13 protein-coding genes are annotated in these 15230 nt (G+C 72.1%); 6 read left to right on the top strand and 7 right to left on the bottom strand.

Annotated elements, in window-relative coordinates; all coding sequences use genetic code 11:
- The first annotated feature begins 53 nt into the window (after positions 1 to 53).
- The 3 genes from N542_RS26120 (at position 54) to N542_RS0122190 (ending at position 3771) form a co-directional block, all read left to right on the top strand.
- Entirely contained in the window at positions 54 to 2246 is a 2193-nt protein-coding gene (locus N542_RS26120; RefSeq protein WP_051552256.1) for an MMPL family transporter, read from the top strand.
- Positions 2247 to 2266: 20 nt separating this feature from the next.
- Positions 2267 to 3448: a sulfite oxidase gene (locus tag N542_RS0122195; protein ID WP_028645805.1), complete on the top strand. Its 1182-nt coding sequence runs from the start codon at positions 2267 to 2269 to the stop codon at positions 3446 to 3448.
- An 80-nt stretch (positions 3449 to 3528) separates the two neighbouring features.
- Entirely contained in the window at positions 3529 to 3771 is a 243-nt protein-coding gene (locus N542_RS0122190; RefSeq protein WP_028645804.1) for a DUF6458 family protein, read from the top strand.
- 6 nt (positions 3772 to 3777) lie between these two features.
- Here the strand turns inward: N542_RS0122190 and N542_RS26115 are convergent, their stop codons facing one another.
- A complete protein-coding gene (locus N542_RS26115) occupies positions 3778 to 4482 on the bottom strand; it encodes a L,D-transpeptidase family protein (RefSeq protein ID WP_231482835.1) in 705 nt (234 codons plus the stop codon).
- Between the two features lie 174 nt (positions 4483 to 4656).
- Between N542_RS26115 and rpsO the strand changes: the two genes are divergently transcribed.
- The 3 genes from rpsO (at position 4657) to N542_RS0122170 (ending at position 8794) form a co-directional block, all read left to right on the top strand.
- Positions 4657 to 4932, top strand: a complete 276-nt coding sequence (gene rpsO, locus N542_RS0122180) for a 30S ribosomal protein S15 (protein WP_028645803.1) — start codon at positions 4657 to 4659, stop codon at positions 4930 to 4932.
- Between the two features lie 284 nt (positions 4933 to 5216).
- Positions 5217 to 7448, top strand: coding sequence for a polyribonucleotide nucleotidyltransferase (locus N542_RS0122175; RefSeq protein ID WP_028645802.1), 2232 nt, complete (start codon positions 5217 to 5219; stop codon positions 7446 to 7448).
- Positions 7445 to 8794, top strand: a complete 1350-nt coding sequence (locus tag N542_RS0122170; protein ID WP_028645801.1) for a M16 family metallopeptidase — start codon at positions 7445 to 7447, stop codon at positions 8792 to 8794. Before N542_RS0122175 ends, N542_RS0122170 begins: the two co-directional genes overlap by 4 nt.
- Positions 8795 to 8831: 37 nt before the next feature.
- On the opposite strand, the gene N542_RS0122165 is transcribed toward N542_RS0122170, so the two are convergent.
- From N542_RS0122165 to N542_RS0122140, 6 genes are all read right to left on the bottom strand, one after another.
- Positions 8832 to 9347 carry a hypothetical protein gene (locus tag N542_RS0122165; protein WP_028645800.1) on the bottom strand — a complete coding sequence of 172 codons (516 nt, stop codon included), beginning with the start codon at positions 9345 to 9347 and terminating at the stop codon, positions 8832 to 8834.
- Between the two features lie 3 nt (positions 9348 to 9350).
- Complete coding sequence (locus tag N542_RS26950; RefSeq protein WP_155993313.1) at positions 9351 to 11384, bottom strand: eCIS core domain-containing protein; 2034 nt, start codon at positions 11382 to 11384, stop codon at positions 9351 to 9353.
- A 72-nt stretch (positions 11385 to 11456) separates the two neighbouring features.
- Entirely contained in the window at positions 11457 to 13334 is a 1878-nt protein-coding gene (locus N542_RS26105) for an ATP-binding protein (protein ID WP_051552253.1), read from the bottom strand.
- 27 nt (positions 13335 to 13361) lie between these two features.
- Positions 13362 to 13988, bottom strand: a complete 627-nt coding sequence (locus tag N542_RS0122150; RefSeq protein ID WP_028645799.1) for a hypothetical protein — start codon at positions 13986 to 13988, stop codon at positions 13362 to 13364.
- 12 nt (positions 13989 to 14000) lie between these two features.
- Entirely contained in the window at positions 14001 to 14603 is a 603-nt protein-coding gene (locus tag N542_RS26100; protein ID WP_036509415.1) for a sigma factor-like helix-turn-helix DNA-binding protein, read from the bottom strand.
- Between the two features lie 55 nt (positions 14604 to 14658).
- Positions 14659 to 15174: a class I SAM-dependent methyltransferase gene (locus N542_RS0122140; protein ID WP_028645798.1), complete on the bottom strand. Its 516-nt coding sequence runs from the start codon at positions 15172 to 15174 to the stop codon at positions 14659 to 14661.
- Positions 15175 to 15230 lie beyond the last annotated feature (56 nt).

Here is a 15230-nt window from a genome sequence, read left to right as displayed (position 1 = left end):
CGCCGTCCGCGGCCCGAGGGTTGAGGTACCTACCAATCCCAGGAGAGACGGCCATGGGCAACCCACTGACAGCAGTACCGATGAAGGCGGCGCGATGGAGCGCCGAACACCCCTGGAGGGCGATCCTCGGCTGGATCGCCTTCGTGGCGATCGCGGTCGGACTCGCCGTCGCGATCCCCACCCACGAGGCCACCGATGCCGACTACCGCATCGGCGAGTCCGGTCGGGCGGACACGATGGTGGCCCGGGCGCACCTCGAGCAGCCCGACACGGAGAACATCCTGATCACCGCTCGCTCCGGCAGCCTCGGCGACGCCGGCACCGAGCACGCCGAGCAGGCCGCGGCCGCGGTCGCCGCCGGGGCGAAGGGCGCCGACGGCGTTCGCAGCGTCGCGGCACCGCAGTGGAACGAGGACCGGACGGCGCTGCTCGTCTCGGTCGAGCTGGCGTCCAGCAGCGACGACGCCGACACCACCGCCGTCCAGGCGGTGACGGACGGCGTGCAGGAGGACTTCACGGACCTCCAGGTGCGCGAGGCCGGTGACGTCTCGGTCGACGCGGCCATCAACGACCGGGTCGCGGAGGACCTCGGCTCCGCGGAGACCATCAGCGTCCCGGTGACGCTGCTGCTGATGGCGCTGGCCTTCGGTGCGTTGATCGCGGCGGGCATCCCGGTGCTCCTCGCGGGCTCCAGCGTCGCGGCGACGATCGGCCTGCTGGCGGCGTTGTCCCACCTGGTCCCGGCGGACCCGACGGTCTCGAGCATGATCGTGCTGATCGGCATGGCCGTGGGCGTCGACTACTCGCTCTTCTACCTCAAGCGGCAGCGTGAGGAGCTCGCCAACGGCCACAGCACGCTCGATGCCGTCGAGATCGCGGCGCGTACGTCGGGCCACTCGATCCTGGTGTCGGGCGGCGCGGTGATCGCCTCGATGGCGGGCCTGTTCGTCGTCGGCAACGCGACCTTCAACTCGCTGGCGATCGGCTCCATCCTCGTGGTGGCCGTGGCCGTGCTCGGCTCGATCACCGTGCTGCCGGCCCTGCTGGTCAAGCTCGGCCGCTGGGTCGACCGCCCCCGGGTGCCGCTGCTGTGGCGCCTCAACCGCCGCATCGGTCGCGGTGGCATCAGCCGCCGCCTGCTGTCGCCGGTGGTGCGCCACCCCGTCGCCGCCCTCGCCCTGTCCGGCATCGTCATCCTCGGGCTGGCCATCCCGGCGCTGGGCATGAGGACCCACTCCGCCACGCTCGACACCCTGCCCGCATCGATCCCGCAGGTGCAGACGGTCAAGGACATCAGCAAGAGCTTCCCCGCCGACGAGGGCGCCTCGGCGCGGGTCGTCGTACGCTCCGACGGGGCCTCGACCGCCGAGGTCACCGCGGCGCTCGACGAGCTCACCGACAAGGCGGTCGCCACCGGTGACTTCGTGGCCTCGGGCCGCGAGGTCCAGACCTCGAAGGACGGCACGACGTCACTCATCGTGCTCGGGATGCCGTACGAGGAGACCGACCCCCGGGTCGACGACGCCCTGCACCTGCTCCGCGACGACCTGGTGCCGGCCACGCTCGACGGCCTGGGCGAGCACGCCGTCGGCGGCGGCGCCGCGGAGAGCCTGGACTTCGCCGAGCAGCAGGACGGCCGGCTGGTGCTGGTCATCGGCTTCGTGCTGCTGCTGACGATGCTGATCATGGCGGCGACCTTCCGCAGCATCCCCCTCGCGATCATCTCGACGGTGCTCAACCTGGCCTCGATCGGTGCGGCGTTCGGCGTGATGACGCTGGTCTTCCAGCACGGCTGGGGGAGCGGGCTCCTCGACTTCACCAGCCCGGGCTTCGTGATCGACTGGCTGCCGCTCTTCGTGCTGGTGGTCCTGGTCGGGCTGTCGATGGACTACCACGTCTTCGTGCTCAGCCGGATCCGTGAGCACATGAACAACGGCCTGCCGACCCGGCTCGCGGTGGAGCGCGGCATCGCCGACACCGCCGGCGTCGTCACCAGTGCGGCGGCCGTCATGGTCTCGGTGTTCGCGATCTTCGCGACGCTGAGCATGCTCGAGATGAAGATGATGGGCGTCGGGCTGTCGGCCGCGATCCTGCTCGACGCGACCCTGGTCCGGCTGGTGATGCTGCCGGCGATCCTGGTGCTGCTGGGCGACAAGGTGTGGTGGCCCTGGAAGCCGCGGCGCCCCCAGGCGCAGGTCGTCGAGGAGCCGGAGCCGGCGTACGCGGGGCTTATCTCGAGTAAGTAGATGATGTTAGTGTGCCGGCCATGGACGCTCTGCCTCGGGCGACGACCCGCCGCACCCTGCTCCGCTCCGCCGCCCTGATCGGCGGAGCGCTCACCACGCAAGCGCTCGCGCCACTCGGCCGGGCGCTTGCTGGCGCTCCCGCCATCCTCAAGCCGCTCCCGGCGGACCGGTTCGTCGACTTCGGCACCAACGCCGAGATGCGCTGGAGCTCGGTCGACCCGCACCGCTACCTCACCCCGCAGGCGCGGCTCTTCGTGCGCAACCACACGGTCACGCCGACGATCGACCCGGCGACGTACGCCCTCCGGGTCTACGGCGACGGCCTCCGCACGCCGCGCACCGCGGCCGACGCGCTCACCGTCTCGCTGCGCGACCTGCGGCGGCTGCCGCGGACCACCCTGGTCACCACCCATGAGTGCACCGGCAACGGGCGCAGCCTCTTCTCGACCCAGCAGGGCACGCCGGCGGCCGGGACGGCCTGGACCCTCGGGGCGGTGGGCGCGGTGCGCTGGCACGGCGTACGACTGCGCGACCTCCTGCACCACCTCGGCATCGACCGCGACGCCGTGTCGGTGCAGGCGACGGGCCTCGACCCGAGCTACGTGAACGGCGGCGTGGACCACGGACCGGTGCGCCGGCCCTTCCCGATCGACAAGGCCCTGGACGACGCGCTGCTGGCCTGGGAGATGAACGGCGAGCCGCTGCTGCCCGACCACGGCTACCCGCTGCGCCTGGTGCTGCCCGGCTGGGTCGGCATCGGAAGCATCAAGTGGCTGGGCTCCCTGGAGGTCTCGACGAGCCAGCTCACCTCTCCCTGGAACACCACGTGGTACCGGATCGGCGACGAGCCCCTGACCACCAATCCCGTGCGCTCCGCCTTCGAGCTGCCGTGGGAGGCCCAGCTGCCCCGCGGGAGCAGGCTGCGGCTGACCGGGCGGTCCTGGAGCGGTGCCGCACCCATCAGGCGCGTCGAGATCAGTGCGGACGGTGGGGCGACCTGGGACCGGGCACGTCTCGGTCGCGCCCGGCAGCAGGGCTGGACGCAGTGGACCTGGACCTGGGACCGGCCGGACGTCGGCCACCACGAGCTGCTCGCCCGGGCGAGCGACGGGGCCGGCCGCACCCAGCCGCTCGTCGCGGCGTACAACCCCAACGGCTACTTCTTCGACGCCGTCGTGCGCCACCCGGTCTCGGTGGTCTGATCCAGGGTTTCACCAGCATCGCGTCCGGACACCCTCCCCTCGACGCCCCCCACCGGGGGCGACTCGAGAGGGAGATAACCATGGGATACGGACTCGGCATCTTCTTGCTGGCGGTGGGGCTGATCCTGGCGCTCGCCGTGACCGACAGCCTGTCGAACGTCGACCTCACGATGGTCGGCTGGATCCTCGCCGCGGCCGGTGTGCTGGTCGTGGTGCTGACGGCGGCCACCACCGCCTCACGTCGCCGCTCGACCGCCGTCACGCAGTACTCCGACGGCAGCCGCGTCGTCACCGAGCGCAACGACCCGCCGCCGGCCGTCTGAGCCGGCTCAGCGGTTCTGGACCACGCGTGGGTGCGCCTCGGGGCGCAGCCACGTGAGCAGCCAGCGCATCTGACGCGGGGTGCCGACCTGGGTGCAGCCCGCGGTCGGCGCCCACCGCTTCCCACGCTTCGAGGTGTGGTAGAAGATCCCGCTTCCCTTCCCGGGCACCGGGCGTGGCCCGGCGCCGGGGCGCAGCCGGACCCGGTTGAAGTCGAGGACCCAGCCGTACCGCATGGACGGCCGGTCGCCCGAGGTGACGCCGCGGACGTCGACCCAGGTGTTGTAGTCGCGTCCCGCGGCCGCGGAGACGACCGACGTCGGCAGGCGTCGGCGCCACGGCATCGCGCCCGGGTTGCTGCGCGAGGTCGTGAAGGTGACCTTGATCCGGAACGTCCCGCCGGGGGAGCGGCCGTCGCCCTCGCGCCGCTTGCCCCACCCGTTCGCGCCGATCGAGGAGCGGAACTCCTTGACCTTGCTCCAGCGCCCGTCGGCGTCGCGCTGCCAGGCCTGGGTCACCGTGCACCAGACCTTGCGGCAGTAGGTGCGGCTCGACACGGTCCGCACGACCTGGGTGGTCCGGGCCGGCAGGTCGTCCGCCCAGGCGGGCACCGCCCGCCGCTCGGTGGGCATCGCGGCCTGGGCCGGTACGACGACGCACCCCGTCGCGGCCAGGACGACGACCAGCAGGAGCGATCCGAGTCGGGAGAGCACGCGTCGATGGTCGCACGCCCGATTGGGTCGGGTCCCGGCTGTCGCGGTACGGTTCTGGGGTCGCCTCCATCGGCGACACGCCGTCTAACGGCCGCGGAACCACAGTGCCCCGGTGAACAGGCCCGGGCGCGCCGCGCAACGACTGAGCCCGAGAGGGCCGGAGAAGGAGCCCCCATGTCGATCGGTACCGACGCGGAGACCAAGAAGAAGATTGCCGCCGAGTACGCCCTGACCGAGGGCGACACCGGTTCGCCCGAGGTCCAGATCGCTCTGCTGAGCCACCGCATCAGCCACCTCACGGAGCACCTCAAGACCCACAAGCACGACCACCACAGCCGTCGTGGTCTGCTGCTGCTCGTCGGCCGTCGCCGTCGTCTGCTCAACTACCTGCAGAAGACCGAGATCGCCCGTTACCGCTCGATCGTCGAGCGCCTCGGTCTGCGACGCTGACCTCACGTTCTGCGGGGCGGAGCGGCTGCCCCCATCGGGCAGCCGCTTCGTCTGCATTTCGGCCCGACGCCGATAGGCTCGGGACGGCACCACCGAACAACTGAATCCGAGTATCACCCGTAGGAGCCGACCGCCTCGTTCTGGCTCGGTCCTCGGTAGTGGCCCTCCCTGTGCGCACGGCGTGCGCACCACCGTTGACGGTGGCACAGGGCGGGCCTCGATCGAAGACCGGCCGCCGGCGGTGCTCCGTGAACAGAAACAGGGAACGACCCTTGACTGAATCCATGTCCAACGAGCCCGTGATCTCCGCCGTCGAGACTGTCCTCGACAACGGCAAGCACGGCCAGCGCACGGTGAAGTTCGAGACCGGGCTCCTGGCCCGGCAGGCCGCCGGTGCGGTGACCGCCTACCTCGACGACGACACCATGCTGCTGTCGGCCACCACGGCCGGCAAGCACCCCAAGGACCACTTCGACTTCTTCCCCCTGACGATCGACGTCGAGGAGCGGATGTACGCCGCGGGCAAGATCCCCGGCTCCTTCTTCCGGTCCGAGGGCCGGCCGGGCGAGGACGCGATCCTCACCTGCCGCCTGATCGACCGTCCGCTGCGCCCGACCTTCAAGAAGGGCCTGCGCAACGAGGTCCAGGTCGTCATCACCGTGATGGCGCTCGACCCCAACCAGCCGTACGACGTCCTCGCGATCAACGCGGCGTCGCTCTCCACCCAGATCTCCGGCCTGCCCTTCTCCGGTCCGGTCGGCGCCGTGCGCGTCGCCCTGATCGAGGGCCAGTGGGTCGCGTTCCCGACCCACAGCCAGCTCGAGGACGCCGTGTTCGACATGGTGGTCGCGGGTCGCGTCACCGAGACCGGTGACGTCGCGATCATGATGGTCGAGGCCGAGGCCACCGAGCAGACCTGGACCCTCGTCGAGGGTGGCGTGCAGGCGCCCACCGAGGCCGTCGTCGCCGGCGGCCTGGACGCGTCCAAGCCGTTCATCAAGCAGTTGTGCGAGGCCCAGCAGGAGCTGGCCAACGTCGCCGCGAAGCCGGTCCAGGACTTCCCGGTCTTCCTCGACTACGAGGACGACGTCCACGCCGCCGTCGAGGCGGCCTCCGCGGCCGACCTCAGCGTCGCGATGACCATCGTCGACAAGCTCGAGCGCGAGGCCCGGACCGACGAGCTCAAGGCCGCGCTGCTCGAGCAGCTCGCCGACCAGTTCGAGGGTCGCGAGAAGGAGATCGGCGCGGCGTTCCGCTCGGTCAGCAAGCAGGTCATGCGCGAGCGCGTGCTGCGCGACAAGATCCGCATGGACGGCCGCGGCCTCGCCGACATCCGGCCGCTGCACGCCGAGGTCGGCGTGATCCCGCGGGTGCACGGCTCGGCGCTGTTCGAGCGTGGCGAGACCCAGATCCTGGGCGTCACCACCCTCGACATGCTCAAGATGGAGCAGCAGCTCGACACGCTCTCCCCGGAGAAGCACCGCCGCTACATGCACAAGTACATCTTCCCGCCGTTCTCCACCGGTGAGACCGGCCGCGTGGGCTCGCCGAAGCGGCGCGAGGTCGGCCACGGTGCGCTCGCCCGCCGGGCGCTGCTGCCGGTGCTGCCCGACCGCGAGGAGTTCCCCTACGCGATCCGTCAGCTCTCCGAGGCCATGGGCTCCAACGGCTCCACCTCGATGGGCTCGGTCTGCGCATCCACCCTGGCGCTGCTGCAGGCCGGCGTGCCGCTCAAGGCGTCCGTCGCGGGCATCGCGATGGGCCTCATCTCCGGTGAGGTCGACGGCGAGACGCAGTACGTCGCGCTGACCGACATCCTCGGTGCCGAGGACGCCTTCGGCGACATGGACTTCAAGGTCGCCGGCACCCGGGAGTTCGTCACCGCGCTCCAGCTCGACACCAAGCTCGACGGCATCCCGGCCGAGGTCCTCGCTGCGGCGCTGAACCAGGCCAAGGACGCCCGCATGACGATCCTCGACGTGATGGCCGAGGCCATCGACGAGCCCGAGGAGATGTCGGTCCACGCCCCGCGGATCATCACGATCCGGGTGCCCGTCGACAAGATCGGCGAGGTCATCGGGCCGAAGGGCAAGATCATCAACCAGATCCAGGACGACACCGGTGCCTCGATCTCGATCGAGGACGACGGCACGATCTACATCGGTGCCACCAACGGTGAGGCCGCTCAGGCTGCGAAGGACGCGATCAACCAGATCGCGAACCCGACCATGCCCGAGATCGGCGAGCGCTACCTGGGCACGGTCGTCAAGACGACCAACTTCGGCGCGTTCATCTCGCTGATGCCGGGCAAGGACGGGCTGCTGCACATCAGCAAGCTGCGCGGCCTGGCCGGCGGCAAGCGTGTCGACGCCGTCGAGGACGTCGTCTCCGTGGGCCAGAAGATCCAGGTCCAGATCGCCGAGATCGACGACCGGGGCAAGCTCTCGCTGATCCCGTACGTCGAGGGCGACGAGGGTTCGAACGACGCCGGCGAAGGCGCGGACGACTCCGAGTGACCAAGGCTCCATCGTCGACCCGCCCGAAGGCTTCTTCGGGCGGGTCGACGCCTTCTCAGACCACGCGCACGCTCGTCACCGAGCGCGACGCGGCCGGACAGGTGACCTCGCTGGTCCGGCGTACGACGCTGCGCAGCGGGCTGCGCATCATCACCGAGCAGCAGGCGGGCGTCCGCTCCGCCGCGATCGGGGTGTGGGTCGGGGTCGGATCACGCGACGAGTCGCCCGCCCTGCACGGGTGCTCGCACTTCCTCGAGCACCTGCTCTTCAAGGGCACGCCGGAGCGCTCGGCCCTGGACATCTCGGTGGCCCTCGACGCCGTCGGCGGGGAGTTCAACGCCTTCACGTCGAAGGAGTACACCTGCTTCCACGCCCGCGTCCTCGACGAGGACCTGCCCCTGGCCGTCGACGTGCTCGGCGACATGATCACCGGCTCGACCCTGGCGCCCGAGGACGTCGAGGCCGAGCGTGACGTGATCCTCGACGAGATCGCGATGCACGACGACGACCCCGACGACGTCGTCCACAACCTCTTCGCCGAGCAGGCCTGGGGCGACTCGCCGCTGGGCCGCGGCATCGCGGGCACCGAGGCCTCGATCGCAGCCCTGACCCGGGCCCAGGTGCACCGCTTCTACCTCCGGCACTACCGACCGGCCAACATCGTGGTGGCCGCGGCCGGCAACGTCGACCACAACGCCGTCGTCCGTCAGGTCAAGGCGGCGTTCGGGCGCAACGGCTGGCTCGACGTCGAGGAGGCTCCGGTCGCCCCCCGTCACGGCGCCCGCAAGCGGATCCGTCCGGGCCAGATCGAGGCGACCCGCCCCTTCGAGCAGGTCAACCTGGTGCTCGGCATGGAGGGCCTGCGCCGCGACGACGACCGCCGCTTCGCGCTGGGCGTCCTCAACACCGCCCTCGGTGGTGGCACGTCGAGCCGGCTCTTCCAGGAGGTGCGCGAGCACCGGGGGCTGGCGTACTCGGTCTTCTCCTTCTCCTCCCACCACGCCGACTCCGGCCTCGTCGGGGTCTCGGTCGGGTGCCTGCCCAATCGCCTCGACGACGTGCTCGCCGTGGTCCGCGAGGAGCTGGCGAAGGTGGCCCACGACGGGATCACCGCCGAGGAGCTCGCCCGCGGCAAGGGGCAGCTGCGCGGCGGCCTGGTGCTCGGCCTGGAGGACTCCGCCTCCCGGATGTCGCGCATCGGCAAGGCCGAGCTGGTCCACGACGAGCTGCTCGGCATCGACGAGGTGATGCGCCGCATCGACGGCGTGACCGTCGAGCAGGTGCGCGACGTCGCCCGCGAGGTCTTCGGTCGGCCCGAGATCCTCGCGATCGTCGGCCCGGCCTAGGCCCCCACCCGGCGCCTGATCCTGCCGGCGCCGGTCGTCAGCGGTAGAGCTCCGCCATGGCCAGCCCGTAGCCCGAGACCAGGTCCTCCAGGGACGCGCCCGCGCACGCCTGAGCGATCAGCGGGCTGAAGCGGGTGACCGCGTGGAAGATCATCGACAGCGGCCAGACGACGACCTCGGTGACCAGCGGCTGGATCGACACCGGCTGGAGGTAGCGGAAGACGACGGCCGAGACCGACTCGCCGAGCTCGAACCCGGTCAGCGGGAGGCTCGAGTTCACCAGGTGCAGGAAGCGCGCGGTCGTGTCCAGCGCGTGCGGCGCGACGTCGTACTCCAGCGCCACGATGTACTGCAGCACCGGAGGCAGGTCGTGCTCGGGCAGGAAGCAGAGGTTGATCATCGCGACCTCGCCGGACTCGGCGACGAGCGGGATGACCAGCTGGGCCGGCGCGTCGCCGACCGCGGCCACCAGACGGTTGTCGACGTCGCCGGAGGCGAGCTCCTCACCCAGCAGGCCGAGGAGCTCGTACGCCGGGTCTGCTGCGGGATCCACCGGCTACATCGACTCCATCTTCGACAGCTTCTTCTCGATCAGCTCCTGGCCGGTCGGCGACACGGCCTCCTCGCGGGTGACGTTGATCGAGCTCAGCAGCATGTACGCGTCGTACAGCTCCTTGGTCTCGACGCTCGGCAGCAGCGACGCGGCGCCGGTCGGCTTCTCGGACTCCGACTGCAGGGCGGTCCAGACGCCCTGCTGACCGGCGTCGTCGGCCCAGAGCATCCGGTCCCGCATCTCCGAGGCGATCAGGGCCGTGCTCGACGCGAGCCGCGCGACCTCGTTGGCCTGCTCGATGGCGGCGTTGCGGGCATGGTGCTCGCCCTCGGTCTTGTCACCGACCCGCTTCTTGTCGGAGCGCCTGTTGGTGGCGGCGGTCTTCTGGGCGATGTTCCTCTTCGACTCGGACGCGGTCTTCGTGCCGCCCTCGCCGACGACCTGGTCGGCGTCCCCGCCGGCCTGGATCTGCTCCGCGATCCGGGTCCGGGTCTTGGCGTCCGAGATCTTCGCCGCGATCTTGCCGACGGCGTACACGCCACCGGCGAGCGCGGCGGCGATGCCGATGCCCCAGCCGATCGGGTTGCTGACGATGAGGAGGGCCCCCGCGGCGATGCCCAGCACGCCCAGGGCGGTCTTGAGCACACCGACGCCGAGCTTGAACTTCTCCGCGCTCACGATGGCCGGCTTCCAGGAGCTCGTGCCGCGCTCGCTGGCCATCTCCTTCGAGCGGCCCCAGGTCAGCCGGCACAGCTTCTGGACTGCCTTGCCGCTGCGCCACAGACCCTGCGCGGTCTGGAGGGAGCCGACGGCCACGCCGAGCCCACCGGCGGCGACGCCCAGCGTCGCGTTGCCCGCACCCAGGGCCATGGACTTCGCGACGTTGCTGCTGCCGGCACTGGCGAGGTAGCCCATCTCGACGCCGCCCTTGGCCATGCTCGCGGCACCGGTGAGCGCCTGCATGCCCTGGTTCTGACCCTTGCGTCCGGCGAGGTTCCACATGCCCTCGTCGTGGTAGTCGGCGCTCTCGGCCGTCATGTCATAGGCGTTGTTGAGACCCATGAGGGCGTCGCCGGTGGTCAGCAGGCCCGCTGCCCCACCGGTGAGACCGCCCAGCATCGGCGCCGCCGCCGCACCGAAGGTGCCGGCCGCCTGGGCGCCGCCGACGACGCCGCCGACGACACCGCCCTTGACGCCCTCGACCTTCGTGGACGGCATCGAGCCACCCTTGCCCTTGAAGGCCGCGGGTGCCGACGCGGCGGCCACGGGTGGCGGCATGAAGTTGTTGACCTGGGCGGGGCCCGGACCGCCGGCGGCCGGCGCGGGTGCCGCGGCGGGCGCCGCGGCCGGCTTCTTGCGGAAGTAGTCCATGAACCCGCGCCGCACGGTCTGCGAGGCCGCGACCCCGCGCACGATCGCGTCGTGCGCCCGCGGTGAGACCCCGGGGCCGGTCGCGATCCGGCGGGCGCCGCTCTCGGGCTGCAGGGTGTGCGCGAGCTCGTGGGCGAGGACGCGGTCACCGCCCGCGGTGCCCGGTGCGTACTGCCGGCTCCCGAAGAAGATGTCCTTGCCGGTGGTGAACGCCGTGGCCGAGACGGCGGTGTTGAGCTGGGCGGCCCGGGCGCCGTCGTGGATGCGCACGGCGGAGAAGTCGCGCGAGAACGCGGTCTCCATGCGCCGGCGTACGTCGGCATCCAGCGGCCGCCCGCTACCGCGGCTGGACTCGATCGCCGAGCTGGTGCCGGAGTCGAGGGCGCCGCCCTCGTAGCCGACCACCGGAGCACCGCTCGGGGGCGCGGCGCTGCGCCGGATCTGCGCGTGGTCGCAGCCGGGACCGTGCGAGTGCGTGTCGCCCTCGAGGCGGCGCAGTCGGCCGAGAGCGGTGTCCGCCATCACGTCCGCGTCGCGCTCGGCGCGGTCCTCCGCGTGGCCGACCATCAGGGGCACGGGTGCGCCCGCAGCCAGGGCGGGTGCGGCCGCCTCCACCTGCGGGACGGACTGCTCCGCCTCCTGGGTGGCGTGGGTAGGGCCGGTCACGCAGCGATTGTGCTACCCACGCGCGCTCCGAGTCTCACGAACGGCCCGGGACGGCCCGCATTTCTGGTCTGGTCAAGACCGGGCCGGGAGGCCGCTGGGAGGGCGCCGGCCGAGCTTGAGGTGCTCGCGGTGCACGGAGTCGGTGACGTGGCGCATCCCGAGCGGGACCCCCTCGGCGACCGAGGCGTAGACCGCCGTGAGGACCATGTTGCGGATGTCGCCACCGGCGAGCTCGACCGCCGCGGCCAGGCGCTCGACGTCGACCGGGTCGTCCGGGTCGGTGGCGAGCGCGTCGAGGTGGTGGGTCCAGAGCCGGCGCCGGGTGGGCTCGTCGGGCTCGGGGAAGGCCACCATGAAGTGCAGCCGGCGGGCGAACGCGGGGTCGATGTTGCCCCGCAGGTTGCTCGCGAGCACCGTGATGCCGTCGAACTGCTCCATCCGCTGCAGCAGGTAGGCGATCTCCTGGTTGGCGTAGCGGTCCTTGGCGTCCTTGACCTCCGAGCGCGAGCCGAAGAGCGCGTCGGCCTCGTCGAAGAACAGCACGGCGTTGGTGGCCTCGGCCTCGACGAAGACGCGCTCGAGGTTCTTCTCGGTCTCGCCGATGTACTTGTCCACGATCGAGGAGAGGTCGACCTGGTAGAGGTCCATGCCGAGCGAGTCGGCGACCACGTGGGCGGCGAGCGTCTTGCCGGTGCCGGGCGGGCCGGAGAAGAGCGCGCAGATGCCGATCCCCTTGCCGCCCTTGCCGTGCAGCGGCCCCATCGCGGTGACCTCGTCGCGGTAGCGCGCCCAGTCGAGCAGCCGCTGGACCTCGCCGAGCGCCGCCGGCGGCAGCACGAGGTCGTCGAGCGTCACCGAGGAGCCTGCGTTGGCGCGCACGCTCCGCCCGCGGCTCAGCTCCCGTGCGGATCGCCGTACGCGCTCGGCGGTGACGGTGTCCTCGCCGTGCAGCGTGGCGGTCGTCGTGGCGTGCCGGCTGACGATCGCGATCTGCTCGGGGGTCAGCGGCATCCCGCTGACCTCCTTGCCGGCCGCGGCGTCGCCCAGCAGCGGCGTCCAGAGCGCCTGGCGCTCGGCCACCGAGAGCCGGGGCGCCGGCACCGTGAGCGGGAGGTCGGCGGGCCACTGCGGGTCCCACGGCTCGGCGCTGACCGCGACCACCGGGACCGCGGAGCGGGTGTAGACGTCCACCCGGGCGCGCTCGGCCCCGACCAGCACGACGACGCTGCCGGCCAGGCCGCCCTCGAGCAGGATCTCCAGCGTCGCCTGCTCGACCGGCGCGGCCGGGTCCAGGCGGGCCAGGTCGGCGACCAGGTGGGCCACGCCGAGCCGCCGGCACGCCGCGGTCGCCATCGCCGCGCCGGCGCCACCGCCGGGGGCGTGCACCCACACCAGGCGCTGCCCGGCACCGAGCGCGGCCGCCACCAGGTCGGTGCCCTCGACCTCGACCGGCACGGCGTCGAGCAGGAGCGTCAGCACCCGCTGCGGCGGGAGGTCGTCGCCGGCCACGAAGGCGGCCACCCGGTCGGCCAGCACCACCCGGCGGCTGAGCAGCACGTCGGTGCCCGAGGTGTCGAGCAGGCCGTAGTGGACGAGCGGTGAGCGCGGGCTCAGGTGGGCGTGCGCGGAGGCGGCGTCGGCCGGGAGGCCGGCGACCTCGAGGGCGACCGCGACGCTGGGCCGCGCCGGTCCCGCGTCACCCGAGAGCAGCCCCAGCAGGAGGTGTCCGCTGACGCTCTGGTCGGCCAGCGTGACGACCTCGAGGATGGCCGCGTCGGTGGGGGAGAGCCCGAACTGGTGGGCGAGCGTGCCCAGGGCCGCCTCGAGGTCGACGTCGGGGGTGGCGGGGCTGAGCGCCGCCAGCGCGGCCTCGGCCGTCGCGGCGCCGGACCAGCCGGCATCGGCACGCCGGGCGACGGCGTTGGCGAGCCGGACCGCGAGCGTCTCCACGTCGGTCAGGATTCCACGCCTGGATGGTCAGCGCAGCAGAAGCGCCACGACGCCGGCGCACGCGCAGGCCCACAGGACGCTGGTGAAGGTGCCGATGATGAAGCGCTCGGCGGCTCCGGTGCGTACGCCGACCTCCGCCGCCCGGAGCTCGGGGTAGCGGCCCAGCCCCTTGAGGGCCAGCACGACCGCGAGCCCCTCGGGCCACCCGGCGACCAGCGTCGCGAAGATGGCGACCCGCTCGAGCGCCCCGATCCAGGCGCCGCCGCGCAGCACGCGGCCGGCCTGCTCGAGCGACGGGGCGGGCGGGTGGGTCGTGGGCGGGGCGGGCGGCTGGGTGGGCGGCTGGGCGGGCGGCTGGGCGGGCGGCTGGGTGGTGGGCTCGCGCCGGTCGACGAGGTCGAAGACGAGCGCGGTCAGCGGTCCGCCGCCGGCGATCGCCAGGGCGCCGCCCAGGCCGACCAGCACGGTGGTCACCCACCGGCCGTCGATCTCGACCTGGTCGGGGGCGGCCGCGACGACCGCGGCCGCGGCCAGGAGGAGCAGCGTCACCGGAGCCCAGGTCCGCCGCCCGGACGTCGGCCAGGCGGCGACGCCGGACAGCACGCCGAAGCCCAGCAGCACGAGCGTCAGCGCACCCCAGTTCTCAGCCGACATGGTGGTCCTCGTTCATGGCAGGTCCTTCCCGAGCAGGTGCGTGGTGAGCGTGGTGACCAGCTCGTGGGCCCGGCGACTCTCGACGATGCCGGCGGCCTGGGCGCGCTGGCTCACCGCCGACTGGCTGATGCCGAGCCGCTCCCCGACCTCGGCGTACGACAGGCCCTCGGCGGCGAGGTCGGCGACCTCCCAGCCGCGGGTGCTGCGGCGCGCGAGCACGGCCGCCCAGAGCCAGATCGTGGTCTCGAGCGCCCGGGCGGCGGGGTCGTCGCCGCAGACCCGGGTGTGCCACGGACTGTTCTTGGCCGCGGTCACCGCGGAGCGGGCGTGGAGGTACGCCGCTCCTCGCCCGGCGCGGGTGTGGTCGGGGAGGGGCTCCTCGACCGGTCCGATCCCGACGCCGATGTTCCACGCGTCGGCGCGCAGCAGGCGCTGCAGCGCGTCGGCGAGGGCGGCGCCGTCGTCGAGCACGCCTTGGAGCTCGTCGCCGACCGTGCGCTCGAAGGCCAGCCGCACCGGCAGGTCGGCGAGCCCGGCGAGCATCGCGGGGATCAGGTCCGGTCCGGTCCGGCTCCCGCGCTGGTCCACGGTGAGGACCACGACAGGCTCAGGCATGGATCGAGGCTAGTTCAGGAAATAACCTTATGCAAGGCCAATCAAGGCTATTGCCTTATCTGCGGCCGATGATGCCGACGACCGGCGGGGCCTTCTGGTCCACGACCGACACCCGGAAGCCGCCCTCCTGGAGGGAGGCCGACGCCTTGCGCACGATGTTGGGCACCAGCTCGGGACGGTTGGCGTCGAAGAAGAGGTAGACCGCGCCGCCGGGGAGCACCCGCTCGTGGAGCAGCGCGACCTCGTCGGCGCAGGACCGGATCCAGAAGAGGTTGACGTTGAAGGCGAAGACCTTGTGCAGCCGCTTCACCGGCACCCGCAGCGTCGCGAGGTCGATCTGGCGGACCGTGAGCCGGCCGCTGTCGACGAAGCGCTGACCGCGCCGCTTCGTGCGGTCCACCCCGGACTCCGAACGGTCGATCGCGAAGACCTTCCCGGTCTCCAGCCGTTCGCAGATCGCCTCCGCCCCGAAGCCCGGCCCGCAGCCGATCTCCAGGACGTGGTCCCCTGGCTGGACGTCCATCAGGTCGACCGCCCACCGGATGCGTGGTGGGATCGTCTGCAACGCCATGCGAACAGACTGCCAGACGCTCGGCGCGGAGTCAGGCACCGCCGAGCCGATGGCGA

It is taken from the genome of Nocardioides sp. URHA0020, from assembly GCF_000620705.1.
In the GTDB taxonomy this organism is placed as follows: Bacteria; Actinomycetota; Actinomycetes; order Propionibacteriales; family Nocardioidaceae; genus Nocardioides.
This window is presented reverse-complemented; position numbering and strand designations above follow the sequence as displayed.